Origin of the sequence: Haemophilus sp. SZY H8, assembly GCF_018829755.1 — a bacterium.
In the GTDB taxonomy this organism is placed as follows: domain Bacteria; phylum Pseudomonadota; class Gammaproteobacteria; order Enterobacterales; family Pasteurellaceae; genus Haemophilus; species Haemophilus haemolyticus_K.
In genome coordinates this window covers 196,461-210,584 of record NZ_JAHKJY010000003.1, presented here as the reverse complement: position 1 = coordinate 210,584, position 14,124 = coordinate 196,461, and the positions used below count along the sequence as shown (strand labels likewise).

The 14,124-nt window shown below is 39.3% G+C and carries 13 protein-coding genes and 1 pseudogene; 11 read left to right on the top strand and 3 right to left on the bottom strand.

What is annotated here, in order from left to right; translation table 11 throughout:
• Nucleotides 1-116: 116 nt before the first annotated feature.
• On the bottom strand, nucleotides 117-806 hold the full coding sequence (locus tag KKW16_RS06420) for an rRNA large subunit pseudouridine synthase E (RefSeq protein ID WP_048953384.1): 690 nt from the start codon (nucleotides 804-806) through the stop codon (nucleotides 117-119).
• Between the two features lie 3 nt (nucleotides 807-809).
• Nucleotides 810-1,286, bottom strand: a complete 477-nt coding sequence (greB, locus tag KKW16_RS06415; RefSeq protein WP_048953387.1) for a transcription elongation factor GreB — start codon at nucleotides 1,284-1,286, stop codon at nucleotides 810-812.
• 107 nt (nucleotides 1,287-1,393) lie between these two features.
• On the opposite strand from greB, the gene KKW16_RS06410 reads away from it, so the two are divergent.
• Together KKW16_RS06410 and gyrB are read left to right on the top strand one after the other, a co-directional pair.
• A complete protein-coding gene (locus tag KKW16_RS06410) occupies nucleotides 1,394-3,706 on the top strand; it encodes a Tex family protein (RefSeq protein WP_215768076.1) in 2,313 nt (770 codons plus the stop codon).
• Between the two features lie 125 nt (nucleotides 3,707-3,831).
• The gene (gene gyrB / locus KKW16_RS06405) at nucleotides 3,832-6,252 is read left to right on the top strand and encodes a DNA topoisomerase (ATP-hydrolyzing) subunit B (RefSeq protein ID WP_215768075.1); all 2,421 of its coding nucleotides are present in this window, start codon (nucleotides 3,832-3,834) and stop codon (nucleotides 6,250-6,252) included.
• 51 nt (nucleotides 6,253-6,303) lie between these two features.
• On the opposite strand, the gene hslR is transcribed toward gyrB, so the two are convergent.
• Nucleotides 6,304-6,702, bottom strand: a complete 399-nt coding sequence (hslR, locus tag KKW16_RS06400) for a ribosome-associated heat shock protein Hsp15 (RefSeq protein WP_048953393.1) — start codon at nucleotides 6,700-6,702, stop codon at nucleotides 6,304-6,306.
• 206 nt (nucleotides 6,703-6,908) lie between these two features.
• Between hslR and KKW16_RS06395 the strand changes: the two genes are divergently transcribed.
• The 9 genes and pseudogenes from KKW16_RS06395 (at nucleotide 6,909) to KKW16_RS06355 (ending at nucleotide 14,116) form a co-directional block, all read left to right on the top strand.
• A complete protein-coding gene (locus KKW16_RS06395; RefSeq protein ID WP_065265531.1) occupies nucleotides 6,909-8,897 on the top strand; it encodes an OPT family oligopeptide transporter in 1,989 nt (662 codons plus the stop codon).
• 53 nt (nucleotides 8,898-8,950) lie between these two features.
• Nucleotides 8,951-9,367, top strand: coding sequence for an HI_0559 family membrane protein (locus tag KKW16_RS06390; RefSeq protein WP_065265532.1), 417 nt, complete (start codon nucleotides 8,951-8,953; stop codon nucleotides 9,365-9,367).
• A gap of 4 nt (nucleotides 9,368-9,371) precedes the next feature.
• A complete protein-coding gene (cysQ, locus tag KKW16_RS06385) occupies nucleotides 9,372-10,181 on the top strand; it encodes a 3'(2'),5'-bisphosphate nucleotidase CysQ (RefSeq protein WP_215768074.1) in 810 nt (269 codons plus the stop codon).
• A 75-nt stretch (nucleotides 10,182-10,256) separates the two neighbouring features.
• Nucleotides 10,257-11,741: a glucose-6-phosphate dehydrogenase gene (gene zwf / locus KKW16_RS06380; protein ID WP_215768073.1), complete on the top strand. Its 1,485-nt coding sequence runs from the start codon at nucleotides 10,257-10,259 to the stop codon at nucleotides 11,739-11,741.
• Between the two features lie 88 nt (nucleotides 11,742-11,829).
• Nucleotides 11,830-12,528, top strand: coding sequence for a 6-phosphogluconolactonase (gene pgl, locus KKW16_RS06375; protein WP_048953402.1), 699 nt, complete (start codon nucleotides 11,830-11,832; stop codon nucleotides 12,526-12,528).
• 33 nt (nucleotides 12,529-12,561) lie between these two features.
• A complete protein-coding gene (locus KKW16_RS06370) occupies nucleotides 12,562-12,954 on the top strand; it encodes a GNAT family N-acetyltransferase (RefSeq protein WP_048953403.1) in 393 nt (130 codons plus the stop codon).
• A gap of 65 nt (nucleotides 12,955-13,019) precedes the next feature.
• Nucleotides 13,020-13,352, top strand: a complete 333-nt coding sequence (locus KKW16_RS06365; protein WP_009499570.1) for an avidin-fold protein — start codon at nucleotides 13,020-13,022, stop codon at nucleotides 13,350-13,352.
• A 16-nt stretch (nucleotides 13,353-13,368) separates the two neighbouring features.
• Nucleotides 13,369-13,527, top strand: a pseudogene (locus KKW16_RS06360) (GNAT family N-acetyltransferase); the annotation flags it as partial.
• 157 nt (nucleotides 13,528-13,684) lie between these two features.
• Nucleotides 13,685-14,116: a toxin-antitoxin system YwqK family antitoxin gene (locus tag KKW16_RS06355; protein WP_111407771.1), complete on the top strand. Its 432-nt coding sequence runs from the start codon at nucleotides 13,685-13,687 to the stop codon at nucleotides 14,114-14,116.
• The last annotated feature ends 8 nt before the right edge of the window (nucleotides 14,117-14,124 follow it).

Below are 14,124 nucleotides of genomic sequence, written 5' to 3'. Positions count from 1 at the left end.
AATAGTCTAAGAGACAAGTAAGAGAAAAGTGCGGTGAGTTTTCATCGCACTTTTTTGTTTATGAGTATTAGATATATCTCTATAATATTTATAATTATCAAGCTATATTTATCAGATTAGTATCTTATCTTTAATTGATTAAATAAGTCTTTTATTTCATCTAATGACAATGATCTAAATGCACCATTTTTTAAATTATTGATGGATAAATCGCCGATATTTACTCTTATTAGCCGTAAAGTGGGGAAACCAATATAGGCGGTCATTCTACGAACTTGACGATTACGCCCTTCACTAATTTTTATTTCTAGCCAACTTGTTGGAATATTTTTACGATCTCGGATGGGCGGATTTCGTTCCCATAGGTTAGGTTCGGAGATATGGCGTACTTTAGCTGGGCTAGTTATGCCATCTTTAAGTTTTACGCCTTTTCTAAGTTGATCTAAAGTTTTTTCTTCGGGTATTCCTTCAATTTGTACCCAATAAGTTTTTTCTGTTTTAAATTGAGGATCTGCTAAGCGATGTTGTAGTTCGCCATTGTTAGTTAGAATCAATAATCCCTCACTATCTCTATCTAATCGTCCTGCTGCATAAACATTTGGAATAGAAATAAAATCTTTTAATGTGCGACGACCTTGCTCATCAGTAAATTGAGTAAGCACGTCAAAGGGTTTATTAAATACGATAACTTTCGTTTCTTTTAGTGAGATGAGTTTAAACTTTGACTTTTGCTTGAAAGTGCGGTGAAAATTATTCGAATTTTGTTTGATCTTATTTAAAGAGAAAGATGATGAATGTTTTTTCATTGCTTATTTCTCATACCAAATTCGGTTCACATAGAGAATTATTTTGCCAGAGGGCGTTTTTACATGGATTTCATCGTCAACGCTTTTACCGATTAAAGCACGCGCAACAGGAGAATCAATGGAGATCCAGTTTTTAGCAGGATCGAATTCATCACAACCGACGAGGCGATATTGCTTCACTTCTCCCTCTTCATTTTCTAGCTCAACCCACGCACCAAAAAACACTTTACCTTCTTGTTTTGGGCTGTAATCTACTATTTGTAGCACTTCTAGTCGTTTAGAAAGAAAACGTACTCGACGATCAATTTCACGTAAACGACGTTTTCCGTAAATATATTCTGCGTTTTCGCTACGATCGCCTAGCGCAGCGGCATCTGAGACTGCTTGAGTAACTTTTGGGCGTTCTTCTTTCCACAAAAACTTGAGTTCTTGATCAAGCTCATTCCAGCCTTGACGGGTAATATAATTTGATTTTGCCATAATAAAAATAAAAGAAAGTTTTTCGAATTATATTTGAGCCAACAGCCTAAAACCAGTATTCTATCCCCGTTTTTTCTCGAATCCTTTCATAACAAAGAAGTATGACAATGTTAAATCAACAAATTAGCCAAATTATTGCGGCAGAATTAACCGTTCAACCCCAACAAATCCTCTCCGCCATTCAATTATTAGATGATGGCAACACGATTCCATTTATTGCACGTTATCGTAAAGAAGCCACAGGTGGCTTGGATGACACCCAGCTTCGCCATTTTGAAACCCGTTTAATTTATTTACGTGAATTAGAAGAACGTCGTCAAACCATCTTGAAATCTATTGAAGATCAAGGGAAATTGACCGATGAATTGCGTGACAAAATCTATGCGACACAGAGCAAAACTGAATTAGAAGATTTGTATTTGCCATACAAACCAAAACGTCGAACCAAAGGGCAAATTGCCATTGAAGCAGGTCTTGAGCCATTGGCTGATTTACTTTGGAATGAGCCAAAAAATGATCCAGAATCAACCGCACTTTCCTTTGTAGATGCTGAAAAAGGCGTAGCTGATAGCAAAGCTGCGTTAGACGGTGCACGCTATATTTTAATGGAGCGTTTTGCTGAAGATGCGGGTTTATTAGCGAAAGTGCGTGATTATCTAGCGAAAAATGCCGTTATCGTATCCAAAGTGATCGAAGGCAAGGAAACGGAAGGCGCAAAATTCCAAGATTATTTCGACCACCAAGAATTATTGAAAAATGTGCCTTCTCACCGTGCATTAGCGATGTTCCGTGGACGTAATGAGGGTATTTTACAATTAAGTTTAAATGCTGATCCTGATGCGGAAGAGGGAAGTCGCCAAAGCTATTGTGAAGAGATTATTCGTGATTATTTAGATGTGCGTTTCACGGGACAGCCTGCGGATAAATGGCGTGAGCAAGTGATTGCGTGGACATGGAAAATTAAAGTTTCGTTGCATTTAGAAACGGAATTAATGGCAAGTTTACGTGAAAAAGCGGAAGAAGAAGCCATTGATGTTTTCGCTCGAAATTTGACCGCACTTTTAATGGCAGCACCGGCAGGGGCGAAAAGTACTATGGGCTTGGACCCGGGCTTACGTACAGGTGTTAAAGTCGCGGTGGTGGATAACACAGGTAAGTTATTAGATACCACCACCATTTATCCACACACGGGGCGTGAAGCTGAAGCGCAAGTGGCAATTTTCAGCTTGATCCGCAAACATAACGTGGAATTAATTGCCATTGGTAATGGCACAGCTTCTCGTGAAACCGAACGTTTTGCGAAAGAAGTGATTAAAGAAATCAAAGAGAATAAACCACAAACTGTCGTAGTGAGCGAAGCGGGCGCATCGGTTTATTCTGCTTCTGAATTTGCCGCAAATGAATTCCCGAATCTAGATGTATCTTTACGCGGTGCGGTATCAATTGCACGTCGTTTACAAGATCCATTGGCAGAATTAGTGAAAATCGAACCAAAAGCCATTGGTGTAGGGCAATATCAACACGATGTAAACCAAACTCAACTTGCGCGTAAACTCGATGCGGTGGTGGAAGACTGTGTAAACGCGGTGGGTGTGGATTTGAATACGGCATCCGCGCCATTGCTCGCTCGTGTAGCTGGTATGACAAAAACCTTAGCGCAAAACATTGTGGAATACCGTGATGAAAATGGGCGTTTTGAAAGCCGTAGCGAATTGAAAAAAGTGCCACGTTTAGGGCCAAAAGCCTTTGAGCAATGTGCGGGCTTTATGCGTATTGCAGAAGGTAAAAATCCACTTGATGCTTCAGGCGTTCACCCAGAAGCTTATCCTGTGGTCGAAAAAATCTTGCAAGCCACCGCGCAATCTATTCAAGATTTAATGGGCAATGCTGGTGTAGTACGTCAGCTTGATGCAAAACAATTCATTGATGAGCAATTTGGTTTACCGACCGTTCAAGATATTTTCAAAGAATTGGAAAAACCAGGTCGTGATCCTCGAGGTGAATTTAAAACTGCCGTATTTGCAGAGGGTGTGGAAGACATCACCGATTTAAAACCGGGCATGATTTTAGAAGGTACCGTCACTAATGTAACCAACTTCGGCGCATTTGTGGATATTGGCGTTCACCAAGACGGTTTAGTACACATTTCATCATTGAGCGATAAATTCGTTGACGATCCACACCAAGTAGTGAAAACTGGTGATATCGTAAAAGTAAAAGTGTTGGAAGTAGATGTGCCGCGTAAACGTATTGCGTTAACGATGAGATTAGATGAAAGTGCGGTCAAAAATGACGGCAAATCTGACCGCACTTTATCCGCAAGACCTCGTGGAAATACGCAACGAGAGGAGCGTAGTTCAAGAGGTAATAATGCGATGGGCAATGCCTTTGCTGATGCGCTAAAAAATTGGAAAAAATAACAAGTTATAGGGCGAGATTATTCGCCCTTTTTTTATCGCTTTCCTTTCCCGAAAAGCATCGCCAAAACGGCGATTTTTTGCTATAATCCCGCCCAATTTTTATTTACAAAAGAATGAGATAAATTATGTCAGAAACGACCAATGATAACTATGGTGCATCGAGCATTAAAGTATTAAAAGGCCTTGATGCAGTGCGTAAACGTCCTGGTATGTATATCGGTGATACCGATGACGGTACTGGTTTGCACCATATGGTATTTGAAGTGGTGGATAATGCTATTGATGAAGCCCTTGCTGGCCATTGTTCCGATATTATCGTGACAATTCATGATGATAATTCAGTATCGGTGCAAGATGATGGACGTGGTATTCCAGTGGATATTCACCCAGAAGAAGGCGTTTCTGCAGCAGAAGTTATCATGACCGTGCTTCATGCTGGCGGTAAATTTGACGATAACTCTTATAAAGTATCGGGCGGTTTACACGGTGTGGGCGTATCAGTAGTGAATGCACTTTCTGATAAATTACAGTTAACCATTCGTCGTCAAGGTCACGTTCATGAGCAATTCTATCATTTAGGTGAGCCACAAGCGCCATTAACAGTGATTGGGGACACAGAGGCAACGGGTACAACAGTTCGTTTCTGGCCAAGCTCAGATATTTTTGCTATCACAACCTTTGATTACAAAATTTTAGCAAAACGCTTACGCGAGCTTTCTTTCTTGAATTCTGGCGTATCTATTCGTTTAATTGATAAACGCGATGGCTCTGAAGATCATTTCCATTACGAAGGCGGTATTCAAGCATTCGTCGAATATTTGAACAAAAATAAAAACCCAATTCATCCGAAGCCATTTTATTTTACAGCTGAGAAAGATGGCATCGGCGTAGAAGTCGCATTGCAGTGGAATGATGGTGTAAATGAAAACGTGTATTGCTTCACCAATAACATTCCTCAACGTGATGGCGGTACTCACCTAGCTGGTTTCCGTGGGGCTTTAACCCGTAGCTTAAATAGCTACATGGAAAACGAGGGTATGCTGAAAAAAGAAAAAGTGGCGACTTCAGGTGATGATGCACGTGAAGGTTTGGTAGCGATTATTTCCGTTAAAGTGCCTGATCCAAAATTCTCATCGCAAACTAAAGACAAACTTGTGTCTTCAGAAGTTAAAAGTGCGGTGGAATCTGCCATGAATGAAAAAATGCAGGAATATTTATTGGAAAATCCTGCAGATGCAAAAATCATTGTAAACCAAATTATTATGGCTGCTCGTGCGCGCGAAGCAGCACGCAAAGCTCGTGAAATGACGCGCCGTAAAGGGGCATTAGATATTGCAGGTTTACCGGGTAAACTTGCAGACTGCCAAGAAAAAGATCCTGCGTTTTCTGAACTTTACTTGGTGGAGGGTGACTCCGCGGGTGGTTCTGCAAAAGTTGGTCGTGATCGTAAAACTCAAGCAATTTTGCCATTGAAAGGTAAAATCTTAAACGTAGAAAAAGCACGTTTCGACAAAATGTTGTCTTCCCAAGAGGTGGGAACATTGATTACTGCCTTAGGTTGCGGTATTGGTCGTGATGAATATAACCCTGATAAATTACGCTATCATCATATCATTATCATGACTGATGCTGATGTGGATGGTTCTCACATTCGTACGCTGCTTTTAACATTCTTCTATCGTCAAATGCCTGAGCTTATTGAGCGTGGTTATGTTTACATTGCTCAGCCGCCACTTTACAAAGTGAAAAAAGGAAAACAAGAACGCTACATTAAAGATGCGGATGAAATGGAGCAATATGAATTAACGCTTGCTTTAGATGGCGCAGAATTACATATTAGCGCAAATGCACCGGCAATGAATGCCCTTGTATTTGAAAAATTGGTGGCAGAATATAACGGCGTACAAAAACTTATAGGTCGCTTAAGTCGCCATTATCCAACGCCTGTGTTGCAAGGATTAATTTATCAGTCGCCAATTTCTGTTGAAATGATGAAAGACGAAAGTGCGGTTGAAAATTGGGGTAAATCTTTTGTTGAACAACTGACTGCAAAAGAAACAGAAGCGCATCAATATTCAGTGCGTACACAATTTAACGCGGAACGCCAAGTATATGAAGCGGTGATTACGGTTCGTAAACACGGTATTGATACAGATTATTTCTTGAATTTTGATTTTGTTCACGGCAATGAATACGCGAAAATTGTTTCTCTTAATAAACAACTCAATGGTTTATTGGAAGAAGGCGCTTATGTTACACGCGGTGAAAAAATGCAACCCGTGCGTAGCTTTGAACAAGTCGTTGAATGGCTAGTGAAAGAATCTCGCAAAGGCCTTGAAGTACAACGTTATAAAGGACTTGGTGAAATGAACGCAGATCAACTTTGGGAAACCACAATGGATCCAAATTCACGTCGTATGTTGAAGGTTTCTATTAAGGACGCCGTTGCGGCGGATCAACTCTTCACGACCTTAATGGGAGATGAAGTTGAGCCACGCCGTGAGTTCATTGAGTTGAATGCGTTAAGAGCAAATTTAGATATCTAATCGAAATATAGTAAGAAAAATAACCGTGCTTGTATTAAGTGCGGTTATTTTTTATTCAAAGTGATCTTGGTGTTTAAATTTCAGTAAATTACGTCTTTCTTGTTTGTTTGGGCGACGATCAGGATGGGGCATGGATAATGCATTATTTTTACGAGCCCATGCTATTTCCTCACGTTTTTTTAGGCTTGTTTCCGTTTCCCGGTAAAGTAATTGTGCATCAGGTGCGCCACGACGTTGATCACTTAATGCAAGTACTTCAACTTCTTTTTCTTCATTCCCTTGGCGTAATTTTATTAATGCACCTAGTTCTACAATTTTACTAACTTTTGCACGTTGTCCATTGTAGTGTATTTTCCCCCCTTCAATCATGGTTTTGGCGATAGTACGAGTTTTGTAAAAACGTGCTGCCCATAACCATTTATCTAAGCGGACACCTTCTTTGCTAGCCATGAATTTACCTTTTGGATTAGGTTATTATTGAATAAGATAGTATCACAAATCTTATTTATTGCATTTTTATTAAATTAGGAAAGAGAAATACCGCTTAATTTAAATATTTTCTAATTGAATAAAATTAAGATTAAAAGTACTTGAAAAAATATGTGTTTTTTGCGATTTTTAAAGTGTTCTCTTTTTTTTACTTAAGGATGTAACATATGCATAACGAAAACTTAAAAGAATTGACCTTTCGAGGGATCATCCTCGGCGCATTGATTACAGTGATTTTCACTGCATCTAATGTGTATCTCGGTCTAAAAGTAGGGATGACATTCGCGTCATCTATTCCGGCGGCCGTCATTTCTATGGCTGTACTCAAATTTTTCAAAGATTCTAGTATTCTTGAAAATAACATGGTGCAAACACAAGCATCTTCAGCGGGGACACTTTCTTCTGTGATCTTCGTCTTACCAGGCTTATTAATGATGGGTTACTGGCAAGACTTCCCATTCTGGCAAACTATGCTGATTTGTGCTGCTGGTGGTACATTGGGCGTGTTATTCACCATTCCATTACGCCGTGCGATGGTGGTAAACAGTGATTTACCTTATCCTGAAGGGGTAGCGGCTGCTGAAATCTTAAAAGCGGGTAATCATGAAGATGGCGATAGCGGCGTGAAAGATATTGCTTACGGTGGTGTTTTAGCGGGATTAGTTGCATTTTTAACCAACGGTTTACGCGTGATGGCTGATGGTGCAAGCGCTTGGATTCAAACTGGTAAAGCGGCTTTCCAATTACCAATGGGCTTTTCACTTGCCTTGCTTGGTGCGGGTTATTTAATTGGTATCGTAGGCGGTATTGCGATGTTAATCGGTGTTATTTTGACTTGGGGTGTGGCTGTGCCATATTTCACGATGTCAGGTGATATCGCGGCTGACGCAAGCTTAATTGATGCTGCTATGGTGGTTTGGAAAACGAAAGTACGCTTTATTGGTGTGGGTACAATTGGTATCGCAGCGATTTGGACATTACTGATTTTAATGAAACCAATGATTGAAGGGATGGTACATTCTTTCCGTATGTTGAAAGGTGGACAGGCTGAATCTGAGCATCGCGTAGATATCGACCTTTCTCCAAAAACAATGATTTACATCTTAATCGCGACTGTTGTGTTAATTGTTATTTCATTACACCACTTTATCGCGGCTGCACCGATTTCACCGGAGCTTTCCATTTTATTAGTGGTAGTTTGTACTTTCTTAGCTGTATTTATCGGCTTCTTTGTAGCTGCAGCTTCTGGTTATATGGCAGGTTTAGTGGGTTCATCTTCAAGCCCAATTTCTGGTATCGGGATTATTTCTGTTATCGTGATTTCATTGGTATTGGTGTCAATCGGTAATGCATCTGGCTTATTTGAAACCGTAGATGGTCAGAAATTTTTAACCGCACTTACACTCTTTACTGCGTCAATTGTATTAACCACCGCAACAATTTCTAATGATAACTTGCAAGATTTAAAAACGGGTTTATTGGTGGATGCGACACCTTGGCGTCAACAGGTAGCATTAATTATCGGTTGCTTTGTCGGTGCGCTTGTTATCGCACCAGTATTAGAAATCTTATATCACGCGTATGGTTTCAGCGGTGCGTTGCCACGTCCAGATATGGATCCTTCACAGGCTCTATCTGCACCACAAGCAACATTAATGACCACTATTTCTCAAGGTATTTTTACCAATAAATTGGAATGGACTTATATCTTAACTGGTGTGGTTTTGGGGGCTGTGTTAATTACGATTGATGCATTCTTGAAAAAAGTCAGCAACAAAGTCTTTGGCTTGCCAGTTATTGCCGTGGGGATTGGTATTTACTTACCACCATCAATTAATATGCCTGTGATTGTTGGTGCATTCTTAGCGTGGATCATGACTCGCCATATTGCAAAACTTGGTAACAAAGAAGTGTCAGCTAAAGCAGAACGTTTCGGTACCCTTTTTTCTGCAGGTTTAATCGTAGGTGAAAGCTTAATGGGGGTGATTTTAGCATTCATTATTGCGGCTTCTGTTACTACCGGTGGTTCTGAAGCGCCATTATCCTTAAATCTTGAAAACTGGGATACTATTGGCGAGTGGTTAGGTTTAATCGTATTTATCGTGGGCATTGTGATTTTTGCATCTCGCGTATTACGTGCGAAAAAATCTGATTAATCCTTAAATTTATTTTAGAATAGGCTACCTTTGGGATAGCCTATTTTTTTATTATGAAATCTTATTTAAAAACACTTATTTTTTTTCCTCTAATTTTACAAGTAATCGTCACCGCACTTTTGATTTGGTTCGATGATGATTCAAGTGGCGTTATCGTTCCTTTTTCTAGCTATGCTCTCACAGCATTTCTTCTTGCCACCATTCCCGCATTTTTAACCGCACTTTTAGCTGTAAAATTCCGTTACACACGTTATAACATTGCTTCGATTGTATTAGTTTCCTCTATCATTTCATTTGTTTACTGCAATATGGCATCTTATTTTTATTTACTATTGCTCGGTGAACAAGAAACTTCCTTTTGGGGCTGGTTAACCGAAGGGGGATTATCCCTCGGGCTAATAAGCACATGCGGAATGGTGTTTTATGCTCTATTTGTGATGCCGTGGTTGCTGCCAAAAATAAGAGAATAATTTTATGCTCACGTTAAACGAACATTTACTTAACCAAGTATTGCTGATTGCTTATCAAGCGGGTAAGCATTTGCAACAGTTTTATCAAAAACAGGTTCATGTTGAATTGAAAGAAGACAACACGCCTGTGACGGAAGCGGATCTTTTTGTGAGCCAATTTTTAACAGAAAAATTGACCGCACTTTTTCCTAATGTCTCTGTTCTTTCGGAAGAAAATTGTCATATTTCCTTTGAAGAACGTAAAAATTGGAAAGAATATTGGTTGATCGATCCTCTTGATGGCACACAACAATTTATTAATCGTACCGATCAATTTTCTGTGTTGATAACCTTAGTTCGTAAAAATAAGCCAGTATTAAGCGTTATTCATGCACCAATTTTATCGACGACTTATTATGCAATGCGTGATTTTGGAGCATTTAAAAAACAAGTGGATCAGGTAAAAAAACTCACTAAAACCACGATTAATTTTGACCGCCCTTTACGAATTGCGGTAGGTGCAACCACTTCACAAGAAAAAGTGAGGTCGATTTTACCGAAGGATTTTCCTAGTGAATTTGTTGTGGTGGGTTCAAGTAGCTTAAAAAGCGGTTTAGTGGCTGAAGGTGCAGTAGATTGTTATGTTCGTTTAGGACAAACTGGTGAATGGGATACCGCTGGCGCTGAAGTCCTACTGGGTGAAACTCACGGTGCCATTTTTGACTCTCATTTTGAGCCTTTAACCTATAACCAACGTGAAACCTTGATTAATCCGCATTTTGTCATGGTGGGCGATCAATCGCTCGATTGGCGTTCTATCTTTCAATTTAATTGATTGGTTCGATTGGTTTTTTTCTCTAGAATACGGCATTATTTTCCGATATTACTCGGAATCTTATAAGGAATAATTATGCAAACTGATAATAACTGTATCGTCATTTTTGGCGCGTCTGGTGACTTAACTCACCGTAAACTCATTCCAGCTCTTTATAATCTCTATAAAATTGGGCGTTTGAGTGAAAACTTTTCCGTTCTAGGTGTTGCACGTTCTGACTTGAATGATGAAACTTTCCGCGAAAAAATGCGTGAGGCGTTAATCCATAATGAAGAAACAACACCTGAAACCTTAGATGCTTTCTGCTCCCATCTTTATTACCAAGTAGTGAATACTTCGGATGCTCAAGATTATGGCAAACTTGTTCCACGTTTAGATGATCTTCATGATAAATATAAAACCTGTGGTAACACCCTTTACTATATGTCCACTCCGCCAAGTCTTTATGGCGTGATCCCTGAGTGTTTGGCTGCACATGGTTTGAATACGGAAGAATATGGCTGGAAACGTATTATTGTTGAAAAACCTTTTGGTTACGATGAAAAAACAGCGCAAGCGTTAGACGTACAAATCCACCATTTCTTTGAAGAACACCAAATTTATCGTATCGACCATTATTTAGGTAAAGAAACCGTTCAGAACTTGCTCGTATTACGTTTCTCAAATGGTTGGTTTGAACCGCTTTGGAACCGAAATTTCATTGATTATGTAGAAATTACGGGTGCAGAATCTATTGGCGTGGAAGAGCGCGGTGGCTATTATGATGGTTCTGGTGCAATGCGAGATATGTTCCAAAACCATTTATTGCAAGTATTAGCGATGGTGGCAATGGAGCCACCAGCGATTATTAATGCGAATTCAATGCGTGATGAAGTAGCAAAAGTGATGCATAGTTTGCGTCCATTAACTGTAGAAGATATGGAGCATAACCTTGTTTTAGGTCAATACACTGCGGCTGAAATTAACGGCAAAATGGAAAATGGCTATTTAGAAGAAAAAGGCGTACCGGCAGATTCTCGCACTGAAACCTACATCGCATTACGTTGTGAAATTGAAAACTGGCGTTGGGCTGGTGTGCCATTCTATGTCCGTACAGGTAAACGCTTACCAGCAAGGGTGACGGAAATTGTGATCCATTTTAAAACTACGCCACATCCTGTATTCAGCCAAAATGCACCAGAGAATAAATTGATTATTCGTATTCAACCTGATGAAGCGATTTCAATGCGTTTTGGTTTGAAAAAACCAGGTGCAGGCTTTGAAGCGAAAGAAGTATCAATGGATTTCCGTTATGCAGATTTAGCAGGCGCACAAGTATTAACTGCTTATGAACGCTTATTGTTAGATGCGATGAAAGGCGATGCAACATTATTTGCTCGTACTGATGCTGTGCATGCCGCGTGGAAATTTGTGCAACCGATTTTAGATTACAAAGCTAATGGTGGTCGTATTCATGAATATGAAGCTGGCACTTGGGGCCCTGTGGCAGCCGATAAATTAATCGCAAAACAAGGTAAGGTTTGGCGTAAACCGACAGGCTTAATGAAGAAAAAAGTTTAATTAATCTAATGTAGGGTGGGCTTTAGCCCACCACTCTTAATATCTAACATAATAAATTATGGGCTAAAGCCCACCTTACGGAAAATCAATGAACTATATCAGCTTCCCAACGGCTCAACACGCAGTCGATAAAATTGCCCAAGAATTTGTGATTTATAGCCAATTAAATCATCCCGTACATATTTCCCTTTCCGGTGGTTCAACACCTAAGTTGTTATTTAAAACCTTATCCAAAACGCCTTATGCGGAACAAATTAACTGGAAAAATCTGCATTTTTGGTGGGGTGATGATCGCATGGTTCCACCATCCGATCCTGAAAGCAACTATGGCGAAGTGCAAAAACTCTTATTCGATCATATTCAAGTTCCAGCAGAAAATATTCACCGAATTCGCGGTGAAAATGAACCGCACTTTGAGCTCAAACGTTTCGAAGAAGAATTAAGTGCGGTCATTCCAAACGGTGTTTTTGATTGGATCATTTTAGGTATGGGAACTGATGGTCATACCGCTTCTCTTTTCCCACATCAAACCAATTTTGATGATAAAAACCTAGCTGTCATTGCTAAGCACCCTGAAAGTGGTCAAATTCGCATTTCTAAAACAGCTAAACTTATTGAACAAGCCAAACGCATTACCTATTTAGTCACAGGTGAAAGCAAAGCAGATATTTTAAAAGAAATCCAAACGACTCCAGCCGATAATCTACTTTACCCTGCAGCAAAAATTAAAGCAAAAAATGGTGTAACGGAATGGTATTTGGATAAAGTGGCAGCGAAATTGCTATAACAAGTTGAGTATCCAATATCACAGGCTTGCAAAATGATAGACTACAAAGTGAATGAACCGATTTCAGTTAAACAATTTATTGAATTGCTAAATAAAACAACGCTCGGGGCACGCCGTCCGTTAGAGGATGAAAAACGTGTCGCAGCAATGTTACACCATGCGGATTTATTAGTGACCGCTTGGGATGGTGAACGATTAGTGGGTTTAGCACGTTCCGTGACGGATTTTGCCTATTGCTGTTATTTATCTGACTTAGCGGTTGATGAACAATATCAAAAGCAAGGTATCGGTTTGCAATTGATTGAACACACTAAGCAAGCCCTACATCCACAAGCCAAAATTGTGCTTTTATCGGCTCCACAAGCCGTGGATTATTATCCACATATTGGATTTACGCAGCATATGAGTGCATGGACGAAGAGTTAATTTATTAGCATTGTATGGATTAAAGTAAGATTAAAATATAGATACATCAGATGCGGAGTGACTTAATGTTGAATTTAGATAATAAAAAATTTGTTGCTGTTGAAAACACCGCAAATGGTGAAGTGAGTAGCCAAACAGAATTTCATTACCATCAACAAGGTAAAATGATTTGGGCCGAATATGGTGGCGGTGAAATTTTAAAAGGCTTCTTAATTGGGAAATGGATTGACGATATTCAAATTGAATTTACGTATCAACATTTAAATCAATCTCTAGAAAACCGTTTGGGGCGTTGTTGTACCACATTTTCTTTAGAAAAGAGTAAACTCATCGGCTATGAAAAATGGCAGTGGCTAGACACGTTAGAGCAAGGTAGCTCTTTGATTAGAGAAATTTAAAAGAAGTTTTGCTATAGAATATCTGAAACAAGGTATCATCTTGCAGTTAATTGAATACACTAAGCAAGCCTTACATCCACAAGCCAAAATCGTGCTTTTATCTGCTCCACAAGCAGTGGATTATTATCCATATATTGGATTTACTCAACATATGAGTGCGTGGACGAAGAGGTAAATACTTGGAAAGGTGGCTGCACTTTTGCGTAGAAAGAAGATGGATTACTGATAGCGCACGTTTCATAACGTATGCTTGTAGATAAAGGCACGCGTCAGGAGACACGCGCTATCATAGGGTTTTTAATTTAATAACATTTATTTTTTAGGGTAAAAATATGAAAAAAATATTAGTAACATTATTTGCATCTCTCATATTGACCGCATGTGTGACAGATAATAACAAGACTACTTCTTCACAGCCTGAAATTAATCAGATTAGTGATATTCCTGAAAGTATGAGAACGATCTCTAAAAAACAAGTTCCTGCTAATATAAAAGATGGTGAATTTACAGGAACTGCAAGTAATGGTCGAACTTTTAAAACAGTTGTAAAAAATGGGTATGTAGATAAATATTTTGATGTTTATCACCCTAATGGGAAATTGCACTCTCATACACCATTGGTAAAAGGACTAGCTCAAGGATGGTCTGAAGGTTATACGCAAGAAGGTAAGTTAAGAACAAAAATTTTTTATAAAAATGGACATCTAATTCGATTTCAAGTCTATGATGAAAAAGGTTCTTTGATTAAAGATATTAAAGAATAGAATTTATT

Excerpts from the sequence above, each read along its gene's own strand:
- KKW16_RS06410 (WP_215768076.1), top strand. The coding sequence starts at position 1,394 with ATGTTAAATCAACAAATTAGCCAAATTATTGCGGCAGAATTAACCGTT.
- greB (WP_048953387.1), bottom strand. The coding sequence starts at position 1,286 with ATGGCAAAATCAAATTATATTACCCGTCAAGGCTGGAATGAGCTTGAT.
- KKW16_RS06355 (WP_111407771.1), top strand. The coding sequence starts at position 13,685 with ATGAAAAAAATATTAGTAACATTATTTGCATCTCTCATATTGACCGCA.
- cysQ (WP_215768074.1), top strand. The coding sequence starts at position 9,372 with ATGCTCACGTTAAACGAACATTTACTTAACCAAGTATTGCTGATTGCT.
- KKW16_RS06390 (WP_065265532.1), top strand. The coding sequence starts at position 8,951 with ATGAAATCTTATTTAAAAACACTTATTTTTTTTCCTCTAATTTTACAA.
- gyrB (WP_215768075.1), top strand. The coding sequence starts at position 3,832 with ATGTCAGAAACGACCAATGATAACTATGGTGCATCGAGCATTAAAGTA.
- KKW16_RS06420 (WP_048953384.1), bottom strand. The coding sequence starts at position 806 with ATGAAAAAACATTCATCATCTTTCTCTTTAAATAAGATCAAACAAAAT.
- KKW16_RS06370 (WP_048953403.1), top strand. The coding sequence starts at position 12,562 with ATGATAGACTACAAAGTGAATGAACCGATTTCAGTTAAACAATTTATT.
- zwf (WP_215768073.1), top strand. The coding sequence starts at position 10,257 with ATGCAAACTGATAATAACTGTATCGTCATTTTTGGCGCGTCTGGTGAC.
- KKW16_RS06395 (WP_065265531.1), top strand. The coding sequence starts at position 6,909 with ATGCATAACGAAAACTTAAAAGAATTGACCTTTCGAGGGATCATCCTC.
- KKW16_RS06365 (WP_009499570.1), top strand. The coding sequence starts at position 13,020 with ATGTTGAATTTAGATAATAAAAAATTTGTTGCTGTTGAAAACACCGCA.
- pgl (WP_048953402.1), top strand. The coding sequence starts at position 11,830 with ATGAACTATATCAGCTTCCCAACGGCTCAACACGCAGTCGATAAAATT.
- hslR (WP_048953393.1), bottom strand. The coding sequence starts at position 6,702 with ATGGCTAGCAAAGAAGGTGTCCGCTTAGATAAATGGTTATGGGCAGCA.